The following is a 20,854-nucleotide window of genomic DNA, read 5'->3' as shown; positions in this document are numbered from 1 at the left end:
GAAACCATCCTTTCTTAAGAAACTTGTTTACGCTGTTTTCTGAAGTGAAGGACTAACAAGAGACCACCAATAAACATGATTGTCATACCGATAAGAATAAAATTATAAAAATTGGCTGAAGTGTTTGGTAGTTTTTTACCTTTTGTGACATCAGTTGTAGTAACTTGTTCTTTCTTGTCATCCTTCAGTGAGTCCTCATTATCTTCTTTTGAAACAGTACCTTTTTCGTCATTCTCTCCAGGATTTTCAGTTTCTTCTTGGTCGTCTTTCTTATCTTCTGCATTTTCTTCTTTTTCTTGGTCATCCGTATGCGCTCCGGATTCCTCGTCGTTTCCAGCATCTTCTTGCTCATTTCCATTTTCTTCTTCCTCGTCTTCATCTTCACCAGGTACTTCCTCATTCAGTTGGCCAAAATGATAGATACTACCTTTTCCATTTAAGAAGCTGTCATAAGCTACGATTGCTTGTAATGCTTGTTCTGTTGCCATTGGATCAGAGTAATCGTAATCATGTGTATGTTTGAAACCGCCATCTGGATTTTGAAATTCTAGTAAATGCGTGATGAGGTTATGGCCATTTTTCGTAAAGATTTCTGCAGTTGGGTCTATCCCATAAGCAGTTAATCCGATAATAACCTGTGAGGTTGCTTCACTCGTAATTCCACCTATAAAATCCCCACCGTCAAAGCCACCATTGTCTGATTGAACACTGGATAACCAATCAACTGCTCGGTCTAAAGCATCACGAACTGCTGGCTGATCTTTATAAGGACTTAGTCCAATTAGTGCCATCCCGGTAATATCCACACTTGGAGTAGCAAACATTTCGTTCAGTGACCAGCTTCCATCCTCATTTTGCGTACGTAATAATTCATCGATTAATCCTTGCCTTGTCCATTTCGCATCTTCTGGCACCGGGAAGTTTTTCGTATCGAGTGCAATTAATGCAAATATCGGGCCATTATTACCTTGGAATGTCATCGTATCAAAGCCGCCACGACGCTCAGGGCTGTTATAAATTAACTCGATTAAGTTCAGACCATTCAAATCCCTCGGGTCTAAACCAACTGCAACAGCTGCGATGGCAATACGTTCGATATCAGTAATCTTTATACGCCCATTTTCGAGTGCCTGAATGATCTGGCTTTGTACATTTTCGTGGAAAACGGTTAAATAATCATTCGGAACCACTTTACCAGCTTTGGCTAAGCCGATTGCTTCCCATTCGCTATACACGCCTTTTTCGAGTATGAAGGAACTTGCTTTCTCGATTGCCGTGGTCAGTTGCTCGTAATTGAATTCTGTTTCCTCATTTTCACCTGGTGTTGGTTTTTCTTCTACCTTTTCATACTGGATCGTATAGGTTTGGGTAGTTTGACGTCCTTCTTTATCTTCGGTGTCAATGGAAATTGTGTTGGTTCCTTCTTGTAATGTTGACGTATAGCTCGATTCCTCAGATGGAGTAATCTCAACATCATTGACTGTTACAGTAGGTACTAATGTCGTACCAAAATAACTTGTGGCATGAACAGAGAAGGTAAGGTGTTTTTCATTTACGGTTTCCCCATCTGTCATCCCATTAACGAGAATAGTAGGATCTAAATTATCTCGAAAAGGTTTTAAATCTGCACCGATATCCTGACCAAGGTTTGTAGTATAAAGCCATTCTACTCGGTCACCTGGTACTAGTTTAATAACCCCTGCTCCTCGGTTCGGGAAAATCCCGTTTACACGATACATCCAGCCACTGCCAGGACCACGGTCAAATTCATATACATCATCAATACCTTCTACATATACACTGGATTCTTCGCCAATGTAGGATAACGGAATTTCATATTCTTCTGTAGCCTTAATTAAGGCATCGATTACGGTATCCCCTTCTTCAATCTCTACATCTACTAATGGAAGTGGAATCTCATTCGTTTCCTCTGAAATGGTGATAGAATGCTCAATCGTATGATTTTTCTCGGATTCCGCTGTTATTGTTTGGCTTTGTGCCGCTGTTACGGTCGTTCCTAGTGTGAAAAACGGTGCAAGAACCATTAGAATGATTAGGAAATAGTTTACTAGTTTAATAGACTTCCTCATTATTTTTCCTCCTTGTCATCTGTTCAATTCCAATAAAAAAACATCTCTACTAAAGAGATGTTATGTGCGTAAAAAGTCAGTACTATGTATGGTGAGACTTTAGTCATACCAATAGCCTTTCGTATCAACACACCTCCCTATCCTCGTAGGTTTTATGGTGAAAAATTAGGCAGGTCTCCTGGCTCATGATCATTGCATCTATTTCCTTCCCATCGTTAGACAGTGGATAATCAATAGATAACTCCCATTTACAGTGGCGGGACCGCGCCGGAATTACACCGGACTTCCCTTTTAATGATTTGGCAAAATTACCAAACCAACCTAAATTTTCTATTATTCTATTAACTCCAATCTATGCTAATAAAACCCATCCGTCAAGTTTTTCAAAGCGCCTATATGGAGTGAGCCTTTAAAGAGACTACTTTAAAGTGTCTCTTTTAGGTGTCTGACACCTCCCGAAAAAGCTCGAAGATTGCCGAATGTTGCATACTTCCCAATTAGGAAGTAACGATGGATTAGGAGCCTGCCCCTCGACATTGGAGTAGGCATCGAAAATAAGAACCTTAGCGTGGAAGAAGTAAGCACAAGAACCGTCCGAAGCTTCTGAAAAAGGGTACTTCCATCCAATGGCTCTGAACCATCCATGCGCTTACCCACACTTAAAAACCCCCTAGCCAAACATCAGCTAGGGGGTTATATTATCCAATCCTTCTAATTTATCATTCTTTTACGTCGAACGATTATCATAGCAATACCAATCATTAACAATCCGATTCCAATTGCTAAATAACGGTACATGTTCGTTGCAGTATTCGGTAATTCCTTACCTTCTTTTGATGTTGCATCTTTTTCCTTATCTGTAACATCATTTGAAATCTGACTTGATGTTTCTTCCGATTCCGATCCATTGTTCGAATCTTTATCTGGTCCAAATCCATCCTCAGATTCTTCTTTACTTTGTTCATCTTCTGCGTTCTCGTTGTCCTCCGAATCGGATTCATCATCTGAATTCGTATCGTCATCATTGGAAGAATCTTCTCTAGGCTCTTCACCAGTGTCTTCATCTTCTCCCGGATTAGGGTCTTCTCCAGGATTAACCGGTTCTTCACCCGGTTCCTCTGGTTCTTCCGGTTTTACCATTGTAAATGCATCAACAGTATCGCCATCTCTCGTTGTTACTTTAAAGGATAATTCATTTCCATCGATCGTTACGCCAGAGTAAATTTGAATGTTGTCATCAAATCCAACACGAATCCATTCTTGGTCACCCATTTGATAGAATTTTGGACCTGCAGAACCACCAATAATATAGGTAGTTCCTTCCCCTTCACCCACGATTTCATCATTATAAAGTGGCCAGCTACGCATGTACGCATGATCATGTCCGGATAATACAAGGTCGATTCCTACTTCATCAAACGCCCATGTCCACGCTTTACGAACATCATCACTACCTCTAGATTCATGGCTATGATATGGAGAACGGTGGAAAGAAACAATTTTCCAATCCTTATCTGAATTCTTCATGTCTTCAATAAGCCATTCTGCTTGTTTTTGTAAGTCACCTTCCGTATTTAATACGGCTAAGTGCATGTTTCCATAGTCAAAGGAATAAGCTTGTTCTACTTCCCCTTCTGGACCATTTCGTGGTAATTGGAATTGTGCTTTAAAGTTGTCATTCCCTGTACCAATAACATCATGGTTTCCTAGAACAGGAACCATATTCACATTCGGAAGGTAATCTTTTGCTGCGTCAAACCAGTGTTCCCAATGAATTTGTTGATCACCATAGTCTACGATATCACCAGATAATAGCATGAATTTGGCATCTGGATATTCTTGTAAAGATTTACCGAAGATTTCTCCCCAAATTCCGTATCCATTTACATCGGAACCATTAGCAATGGATTGGGTATCAGATGTAAAGATAAAGGAGAACGCCTCATCTTCCTCTGGTTCTGTCGTAAATGTTCCTTCTTCACTCCATCCAGCATCTGTTCCATCTCCAACACGATAAACATATGCTGTACCTGGTGTTAGATCCATCGCATCAACTTCATGCATCTGTTTCACACCAAGATCTGTTTCATGTAGGAAACTAGTTCCTTCTAGCTCGACCACATTATCTGCATCAAAACTAGTGAACTGATCTCGCTCAACGATTTGAACAACTGAATCGACCACGTCTGGAGATGTTCTCCATGTAAAGCTTTGTGTCGTCTTCGGACTATGTTCCCAAGTTAAGACAAGTTGTTCTGGCGTCGTTGTTCCAAGCAAAGGTTTAACTGTTTTCGTTGTGTTCACACTGTAATCCGTACCTTTTTTCGCTTGTAGCTGATAATCTCCAGTTGCTAACGTTAATAGGTTCGTTCTTAATACACCATCATTATTCGTCGTTCCTAAAGGTTGTCCCCATAAGGAAACTGTTGCATCTTTTGCTTCTATCCAACCAATATTTCCATTTCTTTGTTTCACTTTTAACCAATCATCCGCTTGTTCCACTAGTAGGAATCGCTCAAATTCATTTCCTGTCGCAACTACTTCTGATTGAGTATCCTTTTCACGATATAGATTAGCAACAGCACTCTTAATCATTGCTACTTGATTAATGTCTCCTCTAACAAAGACACCGGCACCGGATACTGGTTCACCATTTTCATCAGTGACTTTAATCTCAGCTGTTTTATTAATCGCTAATACGCCAACATCTACCTGTAATCCATAACTAATTTCTGTTTCAAAATCCGGTAGATTCATCGGTAGAGCTAATTCTTTATTGCTATTTAACCAGATTGCCCCTTCTACCCAATCCAACCGTACATCATCCACGGCATCCGATTTCACGTTAGCGGTAATAGTAAGAAGTGCTTCCTCCTCATCTATTTCACTAATCCTATCTAAATCTTTCACTTCAAAAATAATTTCGCCTTGTTCTTCGTTTACTTCATTCGTAATAATGGTTGCTTGTTTTACTTTTTCGCTAACCCCGATTTGAATACCTTCTACATCAACTTCCTGGTCAACGATCGTCATTTTACTCGGATCATACGAAAAGACGACTCGTGAACCGTACATATCTTGCATTTCATTTGCAGAAATTGTGATATCTAATTGATTACCAGCATACACCTTTTCTGGCGTTTCCATCGTTAACGAAGCACTTCCTGTATTGACCGTGAAATTCCATGTTTTTTCTACTGGGTTCCCGAAGTTATCTTGAACTTTTAAATCAACAATATGAATCCCATCTGCAAAAGGATGTTCTGGAACATAACTAATTTCACCAGTTGCTTCGTCATAGGAAGGGGTTACTGCTTGACCATCAATCGTCATTTCGATTCTGTCTGGATTAATGCCTGTCCCTTCTATATCATCCGTAGCTATTGCTGAGATTTCTAGGACGTTATCCGTTAATTCTTCCCCAGCAGCTGGATATATATCGGACAAAGTAGGATTAGTTAAGTCGTCATTTGTTTCCCCGTACACGGCACGAATATTATCGACATAAATCGTTCCAGCATTTTTATTGGCATTACTCGTTTCCATATAACGGACAGCTAAATCAATTTTCAATGGTGTCGATTTACCAGTTGGGATTGGCGCATCGACATACTTCCAGCCTACCCAATCTACTTTTGCTGCAAAGTCAATTGGGAATGCATTCCCATCGCCATCTTTTAATTGCGCCCGTAGCCAATGCCCTTTCCCATCTCCATATACCCACATTCCAATCGATTCTGGATATCCTTCGATCACAATATCCTCTTTCGGATACGCATAAGCTCCAGAAGTACCTTGTGTTCCTACAAAATCATAATCGATTTGTAATGCATGATCACCAAATCTTGCTGGTTCTGGGTATGTGGTTTGGCGAATATCTATCGTGTTGTATCGCGCCCCACTCTTTGTCCAATGATCAATGCCATTTTCAAAGTCTTCTAAGATAATTGGCATTTTACCAACTTCGATTTCAATCGTATCTTCGACATTACCATATGAAACCGTTACAGTACCAATCGCTGATTTATCGGTTGCGATGAAATAGCCATTCTCATCAATTTCACCTACGTCGCCTTCGACTTCCCACTGCAGTTGATCTTGGTCAAGAATCACTTCTCGTTTATTTTTAAATGCTTTTGCAGCTAAATTAAATTCGCCGCCACGATCTAATGTTAATTCTGCTTGCGGAAGTTGTATGTCATCAATCTCATCGACCACTTCTACTGTTGTACTTCCAACAGCATCGCCTGAAGTAGCAGTTACCGTACCTGTACTAGCAGAACTTCCTGCAGTAAATGTTCCATCCGTAGAAATGGAACCAGCACCATCCACTGACCAACTTACTGGTTCAGCAAGTTTTACTGGATTATGTGCTGCATCTAATCCACTTGCTTCGAAATTCATATGACTATTCGCTAAAAGTAACGCCTTTTGTGGACTAACAGATAAACTAGTTAATGTACCCGTTGGAGCTGAACTAACGATAAAAAGTGAGTTGGCAATACTTCTTTCTGACCCATCGGATGGGGAATTGACAACCGATAACGTAGCATCCCCTGGTTGTCTTGCAGCTAATGTCGATGAACCACCACCATCTAGATTAATTGCTTCCACTGCTCCTAAATCGAGCATGATTTCTGCTAACTCATGAATCGTAACTCCCTCACTATATCCCGGCTGACGTCCATCTATTACTAAGAAAAAGAGACTACCGTCTGCTTTAATACCTACTGCCGTTCGAGGGGCAACCGCATTGTTGAAAGCATCACTTGCTAAGTTTGCTAGATTACCAGATTCAACAAGAATCGGATTACCACCTACCGCTTCAACCACTTCATTCCATGGCTCTGTTAAGCTTAATGTAATTTCGACTTGTTCACCTTTAGTGAAGTTATTTTTTAAGAAGGAGTTTGCTGTACCATGACCAGATAAAACAATCGTTCCTTCTTCCAGTGGTGCATTCCCCACCCCACTAATTACTTCTTTCACTGTAGCCGTTACTGTCCCAGGCTGATGAACATTCCCTTCCACATTTTCCAAAATCACTTCTGCACCATATGGATTCGTGGATGTTGATTCACCATATTCTGGAGTAAATACAATTAAATTATTTGTTCCACGAGTAGTATTTATACTAGTAACATCAAACGATTGGTCGGCTGCCTTCACAAAATGATTCATCTGTGGCACACCAATGACAGGACTTCCATCCGCTGTCATCCCAAAAGCAGGACGTGTACTCGTATTCAATAATTGACCTTTATGTATAAATAGACCAGACACTGTTCCAATACTCGTATTAAAAAAGTCTGCATTCACTGCACCGACAACTTGATGCCCCTCAGTAGAGACTAATTGTGCTTGTTTTGTCAAAGGCTGTAATCCAGGATAGCTATTATGAGCAATACCTGATTCAATAGACAAATGTTCCTCATTTAAATCTACGGTTAACATGGACATTCTTTGTTCTCCACGATGACTGGAGGCATGCAATGTTGTTTGTGTTAATCCTGGAGCAATAAGAGTTTCTTCTTCATTGTAAATCGTCTCAATTACCTCTGTATTCCATTCAGCAGCAATCGCTTCACTTGTTGACAAAAACGGCTGAAGAACCAGAAGAACAGATAAAAAACCAATTAAAAATCGCTTCAACATGTTTCCCATTATTCTCCTCCTTTGTAAATGCTTAGACATACTTCGACTTTCAGAATAACAAAAAACTATTAAACGATTATTAATAGTTTGTTAAGTTGATAGCGCGATATTTTACATAAGAGGATTTACAAGGGAAGAAATTGTTATAAAAAGCTATCCCGCCTTCTCACCGAAAACACAAAAAAGCTATTCGTCTGTTTCAAACAAACGAATAGCTTTTCGACAAAATCCGAGCTTTTTCGGGAGGTGTCAGGCACCTATAAAAGGGCACCTTATTATAATTTCTTAAATTGCTCCACCACATTCTCTACGGTGAAGCCGTAGCGAGCGATGACTTCGTCTCCTGGAGCGGATGCGCCGAATGTGTCGATGCTCATGACAGCACCTTGTGTACCAACATATTCTCTCCAACCTAGTTTGGATCCCATTTCAATCGATAGGCGTTTTGTTAAATGGCTAGGTAGGACAGATTCTTTATAGTCATCAGACTGTTTATCAAACAGATCCCATGATGGCATGCTGACAACATTAACATGGACACCAAGATCAGCTAATTCTTGTTGTGCTTGAATTGCTAGATTCACTTCTGAACCAGCAGCAATTAGAATACCAGTTGCTTCTTCTTTAGCTGGAGAAACGACATAAGCACCTTTTGCTACACCAACACTAGCTAGTTTACTAGTTTCGCTAAGGGTTGGTAATCCTTGTCTACCTAATACAAGCATCGTTGGATTATCGCTTGTTACAGCAATTTTCCATGCTTCTTTTGCTTCATTTGCATCAGCTGGACGTAGAACCGTAAGGCCAGGCATCGCACGGAATGATGCTAAATGCTCAACTGGTTGGTGTGTCGGTCCATCCGCACCAACCGCTACACTATCATGTGTAAACACATATGTTACTGGTACGTTCATGAGAGATGCCAAACGAATCGCTGGACGTACGTAATCCGAGAATACAAAGAACGTACTTACGAATGGTTTTAAATGGTGAAGTGCCATTCCATTAGCAATTGCCCCCATTGCAAATTCACGAACACCAAACCATACGTTACGACCTGCATAATTTCCTTTTTGGAAATCACCATAGTTGTTTAGTTTTGCTTGTGTAGAAGAGTTTAAATCAGCAGCTCCACCAACTAATTCTGGGAAAACATCAGCTAGCGCATTTAATACTTTACTTGCGGATGCTCTCGTTGCAACGGACTCTCCTTCTGCAAATTCTGGAAGATTCGCATCCCAATTTTCTGGTAGCTCACCAGCAATAATACGCTTCAATTCACGCGCTTCATTCGGATAAGCTTTTTCATATTCAGTAAATAATTGATTCCATTGTGCTTCTTTCTCGATTCCATTCGTACGAACAGAACTAAAGTCTTCATACACTTCTTCTGGTACATGGAATTCTTCTTCATATTCCCAACCTAGGAATTCTTTCGTACGTTTAATTTCTTCTTTTCCTAACGGGTTACTATGTGCTTTATGTGTTCCTTGTAAAGTTGGGGAACCAAAGCCAATTGTTGTCTTCACTTCGATAATCGTTGGACGATTTTCATCAAGACGTGCTTCTTCGATCGCAGCTTGAACAGCAGCCACATCATTTCCATCTTCCACACGAAGATATTGCCACTTCATCGACTCGAAACGTTGTTGAATATCTTCTGAGAAGGAAATATTTAAGTCGCCATCTAGACTAATATCATTCGAATCATAAAGAACGATTAAACGTCCAAGACCTAAATGACCAGCAAGAGATGCTGCTTCATATGCTACCCCTTCCATTAAGTCCCCATCACCACAAATCGTATACGTGTAATGGTCAACAACTGGGAAGCCATCACGATTATACGTCTCCGCTAAATATCTTTCCGCAATTGCCATCCCAACCGTTACAGGGATACCTTGGCCAAGTGGACCAGTTGTCGCTTCAACACCTGGCGTATGTCCATATTCAGGATGTCCTGGTGTTTTACTTCCCCATTGACGAGTATTTTTCAAGTCATCTAAAGAAACATCGAAACCAGTTAAATGAAGTAAATTATAAAGAAGATTAGAGCCATGTCCAGCGGATAAAACAAAGCGGTCACGGTTAAACCATGTAGGGTTTGATGGATTTACATTTAAAAAGTTTTTCCATAAAGAGTAGGCCATTGGTGCAGCCCCCATTGGCATACCAGCATGGCCATGTTGTGCTTTCTCCACACTGTCAATCGTTAATGTACGAATTGTATTAATGGATAGATCAGATAGTTTTGTCAAAGTTCATATCCTCCTAGATGTGTTTTATAGTAAAACGACCCGAATACATTCCTCCCCAGATGAAGTGTCCTGTATTCGGGTCGTAGGTTTACATTAGCTTCTCACCGAAAAGCTTATAAAAATTAGTTTTTAGCAGCAGCTTTCTTCTTATATGGAATAGCCATTAGTACTAGAATTACTACTAGACTGATAACAATTGCCATCGTTCCGAAGTAGTTAGCTAGAGACCCGAAGAAAATACCTGCAACACCAAAGTCAGCATCAGAGAATGTAGAATTAGCAAATCCTAGATCTCCAAGAACTGGCATTAAGAATACTGGTAAGAACGAGATAATAATACCGTTCACGAATGATCCAAGGATAGCTCCTCGAACCCCACCAGTTGCGTTACCGAATACCCCAGCAGCTGCACCTGTGAAGAAGTGTGGTACAACACCAGGTAAAATGATGACACTACCTGTGAATGCCATAACAACCATAGAAACAAGTCCACCTACAAAACTAGAGAAGAAACCAATTAATACTGCGTTTGGTGCATATGTGAATACAATTGGCACGTCTAGTGCAGGTTTTGAATTTGGTACTAGTTTAGTAGAGATACCTTGGAAAGCAGGTACGATCTCTGCTAATACTAAACGAACACCAGCTAAAATAATGAACACACCAGCTGCGAAGTTACCAGCTTGAATAACTGAGAACACTAAGAAGTTTGTTCCATCACTTAGCTCGGATTGGATAAATGTTGGACCAGCAAAGATTGCAACGATAAGATAAATAATTGCCATAGTCAATGCAATACTTACTGTACTATCACGTAAGAATCCAAGACCTTGTGGGAAGTTGATTTTTTCTGTAGATACAACTTCTTTTTTCCCTTTAACCGCTTTACCAACTAAACCACTGATTGCATAACCAACTGCACTGAAGTGACCTAGTGCAACATTGTCATGACCAGTTAATTGGCGCATGAATGGTTGTAAAATTGCAGGAGATAAAGCCATGATGATACCTAAAGCTACAGAACCAGCTGCAATTAATGCCGGCGTACTGAATCCTGCTACAGCCATAATAACTGCTAACATACATGCCATATAAAGCGTATGGTGACCAGTTAAGAAAATATATTTAAAACGTGTAAAACGAGCAATTAAAATATTAACAATCATACCAAAGAACATAATAAGAGCAGTTGTTGTACCATACTCAGTTAGAGCTAGCCCAACGATTGCCTCGTTATTTGGAACAACCCCAGAAACATTAAATGCTTCTTGGAACATCGCACCAAATGGTTCTAGTGCTACACCTAAAATACCAGCACCAGCAGAAATGACGAGGAACCCTACAAATGTTTTTGTCGTTCCTTTAATCGTGTCAGAAAGCTTTTTACGTTGTAGTAATAATCCGATTAAAGCGATTAGTGCTACAAGTATTGCTGGCTGACTTAAAATGTCAACTAACGTACTTAAAAATGAATTCATGTTTTTTCCCCCTATTTCTATTTAATTTTAATGATTAAATTAGACCTTTTTCTTTCATTACTGCTGTTACTTTTTCTCTTAATTCATCCATATCAATAATGTTGTTTAGAACAACTACTTCACCTAAGTGCGATCCACCTTCTGCAATATCTTTTGCTAAGAAGAATACATCTGCATCTCCAGGTCCTACAGAGCTTAAGTCAGAGTGATCTACTTCTACACCTGTTACACCTAACTCTTTTAATACGTTCTTAATGTTCATTTCCACCATAAAGCTAGTTCCTAATCCATGTCCACATACTGTCATAATTTTCATTTTTACTCTTCTCCTTCTTTGATTATATTTATTATTTCAGCAGCTGAGTTTGCTGCTTTTAATTGAGTAAGTTTACTATCATCAGCTAAAATTTTTGTTAAATGAGATAATGCTTTAAGATGTGCCTCATTATCAATCGCTGCAATCGTGATGAAAATATCAATCGCATGCTCTTCTTGATCTAATAGATGAACTGGTTTCTTTGCACGTAGGAAAGACATTCCAATTTCATTTACACCAGCTTCTGGGCGAGCGTGTGGGATAGCGATTCCTTTTCCAATATGAATATATGGTCCCACATCTTCAACACTTTTAATCATCGCATCAATATAGCTTTGTTCAATTTTACCTGAAGTAAGTAGTGGGCTAGATACTTCAGCAATTGCATCCTTCCATCCTAAATCTGCATCAGTAAATTGAATCATATCTTCTGTTAGTAGTTCTGAAAGCATAGGTGAAATTCTCCCTTTATTTATGTTTTTAAAATATAGTAAATTAACTAGTTCTGAGAACAAGCCGTTTTCATCATGGATATCGGCATACTTGGCAATGACATCCATTAATCTGTCCACGGAAATATTTCTCACATTCAATGTTGGAAAGTCATCTGCCACTTGTTGAATCAAGTAATTTTTCTCAATTTGAGAAAGCAATGGTTTCACAACATAAAATGGTTTATCGAGTGATGTTGCTTCTACAGTCGAAAAAATCATATCGTAACGTTTTGGCGATACATCGGCTAGTTCATGGATCGAATGAATACTTAAAAACTCCATGTCCGGAAACATTTGCCGTAATTGTGCTTTTAACATCATCGAGGAACTAATTCCACTCGAACAGACAATTAACGCCCGTAATGTTTGCGTTCGTTTCCGTTTATCTTCATTCAAATGACCACCAAAGTGAATCGTAAAATAACCAATTTCCTCTTCACTAATGTTTCGACCTGTCCACATCGTCAGTGGGGCTAATGCTTGATGGACAAACTCAAACAAATCTCTGTATTCTTCCTTAATTCTTTCTTTTAACGGATTCACTAATGGGATCCCAAAGGAAATACGGAAGAAAGCTGGTACGAGATGATTGTATAAACTCTTTCTTAAAAATGACTTATTTTCCAGTGGTAACAATGTCACTTTCTCGAATTCGGCAATAATTCGATCCGCTAGTTGTGCTAAAGTCGGATTTTCTTCTGCATCGACTTCTTGTAGACAAGCTAACAATTGCAACGTGATGTAATAGGTCTCATCGGTTGGGTTACCAAATAACCGTTCAGCAATTGCTTTTCCTAATTGAAAAACACTTTGTCTACTAATAATTTGTTTCTCATAATCTTTAAACAGAAGTTCTCCTTTAGCAGTTCGAACTCGGAAAAAGGTTAGTCGGATGAGCATTTCATTTTTTCTGCTTTTTACTAATTTAAAGGAATACGCGTTTAGCAGTTCATCGACGATTTCTTTCGTATAAACGATTTCCTTCTCAAAACCCCAGCTCTTTAAGATCAGAATTAATGTTTCTTTCCCAAGCGGTTGTGAAAATAACGTGTCACTACAATAAGCAGCTAGTCTTAGTTTATCCATCTCGGTCCCATTCGCATGGTACCCATTCACTCTCGAATAAACCCATTCCACATTCCATTCCTTACACAGTTCCTTTACCCGTTTCACATCTGCGAGTGCCGTATTTTTACTAACTCCAAGTAGTAATTGATAATGGTAATTCGACACCGCTTCTTTACGAATAAATGTGTACAGAAAAATGGCATATACCCGGTCTTGCTCCGAAATAATAAATGTATTGGAATCGATATTCGTCAGAATGCCTGATTCATTTACTCCTCTTAACTCTTCCGGAATTAAAATCAAGTTATTCTCGACGGTGATATTTGGAAGATCATGACCTTCCAGAAATCCATTCAATTTATCTAAATCATAGTGTAGCTGTCGCTCGGTCAGACCAAGTTTTCTCATCACTTCTGATTTAGTAATTTGTTTATACGAAGTGACTTCTTTAAATAAAATATAGGAGCGTTGATCTATCAAGATTTTGTCCTCCACTTCCTGATTTAATTGTATTACGCTTTCATATGTACTATCAATCACATTTGAACCCAATCTTTGTTAGTATACCCTGAACATGAATTGTGCTCATCATTTCCCATTCTATATCTGATATCTTCTATAATAGAAAGTAGGCAAACTTATTATGACTAGAGAAGGTAGGAGATTGGATGAATATACAAGCGATTGCCTTGGATATGGATGGAACATTACTCAATCCAGAAGGTCAGATTGAAGAATCGTTAATCACTTTATTAAAACAGTTTCGTAGTGATGGAATCAAGGTCTTTTTAGCAACTGGTCGTACGGAAAAAGAAATATTAGATGTTTTACCTAATGGATTTGAAGTTGATGGCTATGTAACGGCAAACGGAATGGGTGCTCGTTGCATTGATAAACAATTGGCCCAACATGCGTTAGCAGAAGATCTACTTAAGATGGTGATTGCGGAAGCGAGAGAAAATAAAATGTATTATGAAGTCCATCCAATGGAAGGATCCCGCTTCGCATTAATAGAAGATAAACCCTATTTCGCAGCGGAATTAGAGAAAGAATTGCCAGAAACGCTATTGGAAAATGAATTGAACTCTCGTAAAAATGCGCTCGCGGCGAACATTAAATGGGTCAATGAATTACACTATGATGGAATTGTCAAAGCGTATTTCTTTAGTGTCGACACAGCGAAAATTAATGCGTGGAAAGATCGACTAGAAGTATTGAAGGAAGAAACAGACTTCTCAACGTCTTCCTCATCTCTTCATAATGTGGAGATTATGGTTGGTGGAGTATCAAAGGCAACTGGAATTGAGTTGTTGTTGAATGAATATGGTATTTCTAAAGAAAACTTACTTGCGGTTGGCGACAGCGAAAATGACCTTCCGATGTTCGCATTTGCAGGCCATGCCGTTGCAATGCAAAACGCCGAAGACCATGTCAAAGCACAAGCCGACGAAGTAACCGAATTATCGTATGAAAAAAATGGATTGTATCATTATTTAAAGAAAATGGTCGTTAGTGGGAAAGTGGAATAGTTTTTTAAGAGGGACAGTCCCCCGCAACGCTAAAGCGTGAAAGCGGGGACTGTCCCTCTTTTGACATAATTCGACATATTCCGGGAGGTGTCAGGCACCTCTTGGCTCTGTCTCCCTCTTTTATGGTATGGGTATTTCTAATTGATTGATTTTTTCTCCGTCTTTTGCGGAGTAGACGAATAACTCGAGAAATACGTTATTATTCGTGTTAATGAGACTTTTTTCAATGGAAATTTCGAAGTCTCCCCAAGCTGGGGCACCATCGGTTTGGTAGTTGTCCTCAAGCAATACTTTGTCATCCTCGTCCTGCAGTTTGTATTGGAACACCCCTTCAAATACTTGTGCTTTTCCCGTTACAACGTATAGATCCCCCATTTCTGAAACAGCTACATCTTTAAATATTTCATTCTCATAGACTGCCTGCTCATTGGAGTCATTATCTTCTGCATCTGAGGAATCCTCTTCGCCAACCGAGGGATCTCCTTCATCACCGGCATCTGGAGACTCTTCGTTTTCCTCTTCCATAGGCTCTTCGTTATTAGGTGCCTCCACCCCATTATTTTCATCCGCTTCATTATCATCATTCTGTCCAGTACATGCTACTAAGCTAATAAATGCAAGGAAACAAAGTAATAAATAGTAAGGCTTCTTCATCTAATTTGACACTCCTTATAAATTGACTACAAGTAAAGCGTAACAAGGATTATCCTTTCGATTTGGACCCACCGTTAGTCGCTTGATTCAACGAAAGGATTCTTATTACCTTTTTGCTTGTCGGAATATTTTTCCCAAAAATCATACGGTTATCCAAGGAGTGGGGACTGTCCCCATAAAAAAACAGCCCCATTTTGGTCAAGTAGGGGCAATTACTTTTTTATATTAGTATTAAGAGCGGTAAGCTATCATCACAATTTTCTCTTACACAGGAACAACTTCAAATTCCATCACATAGAAGTGGTGATCAAATCCAAAAACCTTATTGATTTGTTTATGTTTCATGATTGCCATACTAACAGCGTCAACATAGGACAGGCGTTTGTCCGAAAAATCTTTCAATAATTGTTCGGCTAATTCAAGGATGTCTATATCACCTTCTATAACATCTAAGGCACCACTTGCTTTGGAACGTTTTATAACATCAAGAAAAAAATGAGCAGACTGAAAGCCCACCCTATATCGTAACCAAGTATAAGTCTCTGCAATAACAAATGTTGATGTGTATCGTTTAACAGACAAATCCAAGCTTCTTAAATACGAATTCGCTTTATGATGAAATTGATCCGACTCCACCATTAACGCTAACCATGCCCCTGTATCAATAAATAGTTTACTTCTTTTCATGTAAGTCTTCTTTTTTATCGAAATAAATAGCTTCATCATGTGATGTGGATCCGTCTGTTATATGATTCTTCACAACACCAGCTAATTCCAATAGGGGATCTCCCTCTTCGCCTCTATGGTGTATTAAGTAATCATCAATTGCTTCTCTAATAATTTCTGCCTCTGTTTTCCCAAAACGCGCTGATAATTGTTTTACTAGCTTATTCTGTTCAGGTTCTAGATAAATTTGCTTTCTAATCATTTTTTCATTATCCAACACCATCACCTCGTATACATTGTATCCAAATGGAGTGATGTATACAACGTGAAAACTGTTGTGAAGTACCGGAAATCACCATTTAACTGTCATAAAACCTTACCTCGAATGTACCTTTTCCCCCTGTACCCAAACCTCTTTAATATTCTCTGGTTTTACAAGGTACATGATTTTTTGAAAAATGTCGTAAAGCTCCTCATTCAAATCAAAAATCGGCAACCTATTTCCTACCACCTTTGTGTCCACGATTTGAATATCCCATGCATAGCCTTTTTCGATGCGGCCAACTGGTAAGCTTAACGATTCACCGCCACCTGCAGTTGCTAAATAAAAGGCTTCATTGATCGTAATCCGTGAATTTTTAACTCCACGTTGTTCAGCTAATAGAGAAGTATCTACTCCATCTTCTAACATTCTCGAGGAGACTACCGCTTGTTTTGCGTTATCATAAAGACTTGGGCTTGCCCCAGCGGAAATATCTGTACCTAGTCCAATTTCAACCCCTTTGGAAAGAAAACGAGCAAGAGGAAGGACACCATTAGCAAAATAAGCATTGGATAAGGGACAATGGCCTATCGCTGTACCTGTTTTTACGAATAAATCGACATCCTCTTCTTCTAAGTGATTACAATGGGCCATGACAGATTTTTCACCTAACAGTCCAAATTCATGTAATGAATAAGCATCATTGTTGCCAAATCGCTCTTTCACATATTGGTGCTCCCAATCACTTTCACTACAATGGGATTGAACATGGGTATTATATTTCGCCGCTAATTCCCCTAATCCTTTTAACACATCATCCGAACAACTAGGAATAAATCGTGGCGTCACAACAGGATACACCCCTTGTTTCGTTGTTTCATTTAGTTCGTTTACAGCTAAAATAAATTCCTCGGTATCCAGTAAGGCAGTTTTTGCGTCCTCATCCCGGTAGTAATCCGGATTTTGTTCTGGATCATCTGCGACAACCTTTCCAACTAATCCACGCTGCCCAAGATTTGCACAAATCTCGGCTAATAAGTAACTAGACTCTTTATGAATGGTCGCATAATAAAGAGCTGTCGTCGTACCATTAGCAAGTAATGTGGAAACTAGGTCTTCGTATACTTCCTTCGCAAAATCGGCATTAGCGAATTTTGCCTCTAGGGGAAAAGTATACGTATGTAACCAATCATATAAAGGCAGATCTAATGCCGTTCCATTTTGCGCCCATTGTGGTGCATGGATATGAAGGTCCACAAAACCAGGTAGGAAATACTGCCCTTCCTTCAAACGGTAGAAGTTTTCCCTCCCTGCACACTCATCAACAATTAGCGAATAGCGCTCATCTTTTGGTGACACCAATTCCTGAATAAACCCATCTTCATCTACTAAAAATAAATAATCTTTATAAATAGTTATCTCGTTAACTGACTTACTAGTAAAAGCTGTCCCTTGAAAAATATACGAATAATTAATCATAATCATCACCTTAATGTTCGTGTTTTGTAATATGAACACATTATAAGCGAAGTAGAAAAAGATGTCCACTTGAAGATGCATATTTTTTTATGAGACAAAAAAAGCCATATACATCAAGTTGTTAACACTGATTTCACGCAGAAACTTTTCATCTATTTAAAAAAAGTTGTTGAATTTGAAAATATAGATGTTATACTAAAACCAAACTTAATATGTTTTTCATATAATCGCGGGGATATGGCCTGCAAGTTTCTACCGGTTTACCGTAAATAAACTGACTATGGAAAGCGAGTACGGATCACATCTACATAGGATAGGTGTATTTCCACATTCGAACTTTTAGCTCGAAGTACATGCTTTTTTCATAGATAGCATGTATTTCGAGCTTTTTTCTGTAGGGATTATATGGGACGAAGGATTATAAAACTAGGAGGAGTTAATCAATGAATGGTACAACTAGCAAACAAGAAAAAGAAGGAAGCACTATTTCAGCAGGAAAGTCATTCTTTGTTGGCCTACAACATGTTTTAGCAATGGATCTTTTCATCCCTCCGATTATTTTGGCAGGGTTATTATCTTTTTCTGTCGCAGACACTGCATTATTAGTTCAAATGACATTTATCGCTTGTGGAATTGCAACATTAATTCAAGCCGGCTTTGCGATGAAGCTTCCTGTCATGCAAGGTCCTTCCTTCGTACCAATTAGTGCTTTAGCAGCAATTGGTACGACAGCTGGAATCCCAGCAATGATTGGTAGTTTAATACCAGGGGCATTACTTATTGCTTTAATCGGTCGCCCACTAAAATTATTTAGTAAGCTCGTTAAAAAATTTATCCCACCAATTGTAGCTGGAACAGTAATTGTNCATACTCATTGCCTTTATTACCGCAGCCGTTTTAATTGTTTGCATGTATATTGGGGAAAAAATGACGACACGATTCAAGTTTGTAAAAATTGCTTCTGTCATTCTAGCATTAGGCATTGGAACAATCGTTGCTGGATTTTATGGTTTAGTTGATTTTTCACCTGTGAAGGATGCTGCTTGGTTTGCACTTCCTAGTATTTTTGCATTTGGCGTGCCAACTTTTGAATTAGAAGCAATTCTTATTATGCTAGCAATCTATTTAATTATCGTCATCGAAACAACAGGTACATGGTTTACAGTAGGAGAAGTAGCCGATGAAAAACTAGATGAGAAACGACTAAATGGCGGTGCATTCGGGGAAGGATTAGGTTGTTTAGTAGGCTCCCTTTTCGGTGGAACACCTGTGACAGGATATTCCTCCAATGCTGGAATCATTGCCATTACTGGAGTGAAAAGCCGTAAACCGATTATTGCTGGTGGAATGATGCTCGTCCTACTAGGAATGATGCCAAAATTTATGAGTGTCATTGCTAGTGTTCCTTCTGTTGTCATTAATGGTGTTTTTGCTATTTTATGTGTCGCTATCATGATGAATGGGTTTAAAGTAATCAAAAATGCTCCATTTACAGAAAGAAATATGATTGTTATTGGTGTACCGGTCATGTTAGCGTTATTCGCTGTCTTAATTCCGGCAGAAATTCTATCTGGTTTACCTAGCATTGTTACTTACTTTGTATCTAGTGGTACTGCTGTTGGGGCAATTGGTGCACTAGTTCTTAATGTCGTACTACCCCAGAAATTAGATGATGTAAAAACAGTTCAGAGTGGAGGAGAAATGTCCTATGCAACAAGATAAATTATGGAATGACTGGCATCCAGTTTGTATTGCTGAAGAATTAGGAGAAGATCCAAAACAAGTTTACGTCCTTGGTGAACGGGTCGTTATTTTCCGAAATGAAAAAGGAGTTCATGCCTTTAAAGACTTATGTATCCATCGTGGGGCAGCCCTTTCCCTTGGAAAAGTAGTGAACGGAAATCTCGTCTGTGCTTATCATGCTTGGGAATACAATTCAGAAGGCGTATGTGTAAAAATTCCTGCCCTCCCTTGTGAGCGACCAATACCAAAAAAAGCAAGAGCTACGGTGTATCATTGTGAGGAATATTTAGGTCTCATTTGGGTAAATTTAGGCGATGAGCCAGCACCATTAATTAAGTATCCTGAATATGACCAAGAAGGGTACCGCACGATAATTTGTGGACCGTATGAAGTAAAGGCAAATGCACCTCGAATTATCGAGAACTTCCTTGATGTCGCCCATTTAATGTTCGTCCATGAAGGGATGTTAGGGGATGCAGATCATGCTGAAGTTGTTGACTATGAAGTGAACTTTATTGATGGTCGTTTCATTACGAGTAAAATCCCAGTCTATCAACCAAATGCCGATGGACGTTCTAAGGGTGGCTATTCCGACTATGTATATGAAATATTAAGCCCGACAACTGCTAGATTTACGAAAACAACAGAAGGTTCCGATGAAGAATTTACTATTTTAGTTACGGTCAATCAAGAGGATCATGAACAGACAAGAGTATTCATGCTTCTAACGAGAAATTATGATTTAGATAAACCGGATGAACCATTCAGAGAGTTCCAAGATATTATTTTCTATCAAGATTTGGATGTTGTAGAAAGTCAAAAACCAGAACTGTTACCACTAGATTTACAAGCAGAAATGCATCTAAAATCAGATGCCCTAACAATCGCCTACCGCAGATGGCTAGACGAATTAGGAATCGAAAACGGAACAATCCCAGTAGAAGAGACAAACCGCAGAAAGAAACGTGTGGTACAAGGGTGAATATTTAAGGGGGGACAGTCCCCCCTTTTTTTTGGTGCGGTATTTTTTGGTGTCTAGTATAGTAAATAGTCATTAAATACAAAAAAACCATCGTTTCTAGTAAAATGGAAATACCTATCACAGAACTTCCATTTACTTATCCCAAAGGAGAGATGAAAACGATGGTTTCTAATTTATTGA

At 39.1% G+C, this 20,854-nt stretch carries 12 protein-coding genes, 1 pseudogene and 2 riboswitches; of the genes and pseudogenes, 3 read left to right on the top strand and 10 right to left on the bottom strand.

Annotated elements, in window-relative coordinates; all coding sequences use genetic code 11:
- Window positions 1-14: 14 nt before the first annotated feature.
- The 6 genes from IEV35_RS19450 to IEV35_RS19425 form a co-directional block, all read right to left on the bottom strand.
- Window positions 15-2,090, bottom strand: coding sequence for a DUF4430 domain-containing protein (locus IEV35_RS19450; protein ID WP_188386325.1), 2,076 nt, complete (start codon window positions 2,088-2,090; stop codon window positions 15-17).
- Between the two features lie 151 nt (window positions 2,091-2,241).
- Window positions 2,242-2,430, bottom strand: a riboswitch (cobalamin riboswitch).
- Window positions 2,431-2,801: 371 nt separating this feature from the next.
- Entirely contained in the window at window positions 2,802-7,754 is a 4,953-nt protein-coding gene (locus IEV35_RS19445; RefSeq protein WP_188386324.1) for a phosphodiester glycosidase family protein, read from the bottom strand.
- 266 nt (window positions 7,755-8,020) lie between these two features.
- Window positions 8,021-10,003 (bottom strand): transketolase, encoded by a 1,983-nt coding sequence (tkt, locus tag IEV35_RS19440; protein ID WP_188386323.1) that lies wholly within the window; start codon window positions 10,001-10,003, stop codon window positions 8,021-8,023.
- Window positions 10,004-10,125: 122 nt separating this feature from the next.
- Window positions 10,126-11,481 (bottom strand): PTS ascorbate transporter subunit IIC, encoded by a 1,356-nt coding sequence (gene ulaA / locus IEV35_RS19435; RefSeq protein WP_188386322.1) that lies wholly within the window; start codon window positions 11,479-11,481, stop codon window positions 10,126-10,128.
- A gap of 34 nt (window positions 11,482-11,515) precedes the next feature.
- Window positions 11,516-11,797 carry a PTS sugar transporter subunit IIB gene (locus tag IEV35_RS19430; RefSeq protein WP_188386321.1) on the bottom strand — a complete coding sequence of 94 codons (282 nt, stop codon included), beginning with the start codon at window positions 11,795-11,797 and terminating at the stop codon, window positions 11,516-11,518.
- A gap of 2 nt (window positions 11,798-11,799) precedes the next feature.
- Entirely contained in the window at window positions 11,800-13,839 is a 2,040-nt protein-coding gene (locus tag IEV35_RS19425; protein ID WP_188386320.1) for a BglG family transcription antiterminator, read from the bottom strand.
- A 188-nt stretch (window positions 13,840-14,027) separates the two neighbouring features.
- Between IEV35_RS19425 and IEV35_RS19420 the strand changes: the two genes are divergently transcribed.
- Window positions 14,028-14,888, top strand: coding sequence for a Cof-type HAD-IIB family hydrolase (locus IEV35_RS19420; protein WP_188386319.1), 861 nt, complete (start codon window positions 14,028-14,030; stop codon window positions 14,886-14,888).
- 120 nt (window positions 14,889-15,008) lie between these two features.
- Here IEV35_RS19420 and IEV35_RS19415 read toward each other — a convergent pair whose 3' ends face one another.
- From IEV35_RS19415 to guaD, 4 genes are all read right to left on the bottom strand, one after another.
- Entirely contained in the window at window positions 15,009-15,542 is a 534-nt protein-coding gene (locus tag IEV35_RS19415; protein ID WP_188386318.1) for a Gmad2 immunoglobulin-like domain-containing protein, read from the bottom strand.
- A gap of 264 nt (window positions 15,543-15,806) precedes the next feature.
- Window positions 15,807-16,229: a type II toxin-antitoxin system VapC family toxin gene (locus tag IEV35_RS19410; RefSeq protein ID WP_188386317.1), complete on the bottom strand. Its 423-nt coding sequence runs from the start codon at window positions 16,227-16,229 to the stop codon at window positions 15,807-15,809.
- Entirely contained in the window at window positions 16,216-16,485 is a 270-nt protein-coding gene (locus tag IEV35_RS19405; protein ID WP_229740825.1) for a ribbon-helix-helix domain-containing protein, read from the bottom strand. Before IEV35_RS19405 ends, IEV35_RS19410 begins: the two co-directional genes overlap by 14 nt.
- A gap of 99 nt (window positions 16,486-16,584) precedes the next feature.
- Window positions 16,585-17,949: a guanine deaminase gene (guaD, locus tag IEV35_RS19400; RefSeq protein ID WP_188386331.1), complete on the bottom strand. Its 1,365-nt coding sequence runs from the start codon at window positions 17,947-17,949 to the stop codon at window positions 16,585-16,587.
- A gap of 199 nt (window positions 17,950-18,148) precedes the next feature.
- Window positions 18,149-18,250: riboswitch (purine riboswitch) on the top strand.
- Between the two features lie 142 nt (window positions 18,251-18,392).
- Here guaD and IEV35_RS20485 point away from each other — a divergent pair.
- Window positions 18,393-19,671: pseudogene (locus IEV35_RS20485) on the top strand (solute carrier family 23 protein).
- Window positions 19,658-20,674, top strand: a complete 1,017-nt coding sequence (locus IEV35_RS19390; RefSeq protein WP_188386316.1) for an aromatic ring-hydroxylating dioxygenase subunit alpha — start codon at window positions 19,658-19,660, stop codon at window positions 20,672-20,674. Before IEV35_RS20485 ends, IEV35_RS19390 begins: the two are co-directional and overlap by 14 nt.
- Window positions 20,675-20,854 lie beyond the last annotated feature (180 nt).

The organism is Ornithinibacillus halotolerans (assembly GCF_014637405.1).
In the GTDB taxonomy this organism is placed as follows: Bacteria; Bacillota; Bacilli; order Bacillales; family Amphibacillaceae; genus Ornithinibacillus; species Ornithinibacillus halotolerans.
This window is presented reverse-complemented; position numbering and strand designations above follow the sequence as displayed.

Excerpts from the sequence above, each read along its gene's own strand:
- IEV35_RS19450 (WP_188386325.1), bottom strand. The coding sequence starts at position 2,090 with ATGAGGAAGTCTATTAAACTAGTAAACTATTTCCTAATCATTCTAATG.
- IEV35_RS19445 (WP_188386324.1), bottom strand. The coding sequence starts at position 7,754 with ATGGGAAACATGTTGAAGCGATTTTTAATTGGTTTTTTATCTGTTCTT.
- ulaA (WP_188386322.1), bottom strand. The coding sequence starts at position 11,481 with ATGAATTCATTTTTAAGTACGTTAGTTGACATTTTAAGTCAGCCAGCA.
- IEV35_RS19430 (WP_188386321.1), bottom strand. The coding sequence starts at position 11,797 with ATGAAAATTATGACAGTATGTGGACATGGATTAGGAACTAGCTTTATG.
- IEV35_RS19420 (WP_188386319.1), top strand. The coding sequence starts at position 14,028 with ATGAATATACAAGCGATTGCCTTGGATATGGATGGAACATTACTCAAT.
- IEV35_RS19415 (WP_188386318.1), bottom strand. The coding sequence starts at position 15,542 with ATGAAGAAGCCTTACTATTTATTACTTTGTTTCCTTGCATTTATTAGC.
- IEV35_RS19410 (WP_188386317.1), bottom strand. The coding sequence starts at position 16,229 with ATGAAAAGAAGTAAACTATTTATTGATACAGGGGCATGGTTAGCGTTA.
- guaD (WP_188386331.1), bottom strand. The coding sequence starts at position 17,949 with ATGATTAATTATTCGTATATTTTTCAAGGGACAGCTTTTACTAGTAAG.
- IEV35_RS19390 (WP_188386316.1), top strand. The coding sequence starts at position 19,658 with ATGCAACAAGATAAATTATGGAATGACTGGCATCCAGTTTGTATTGCT.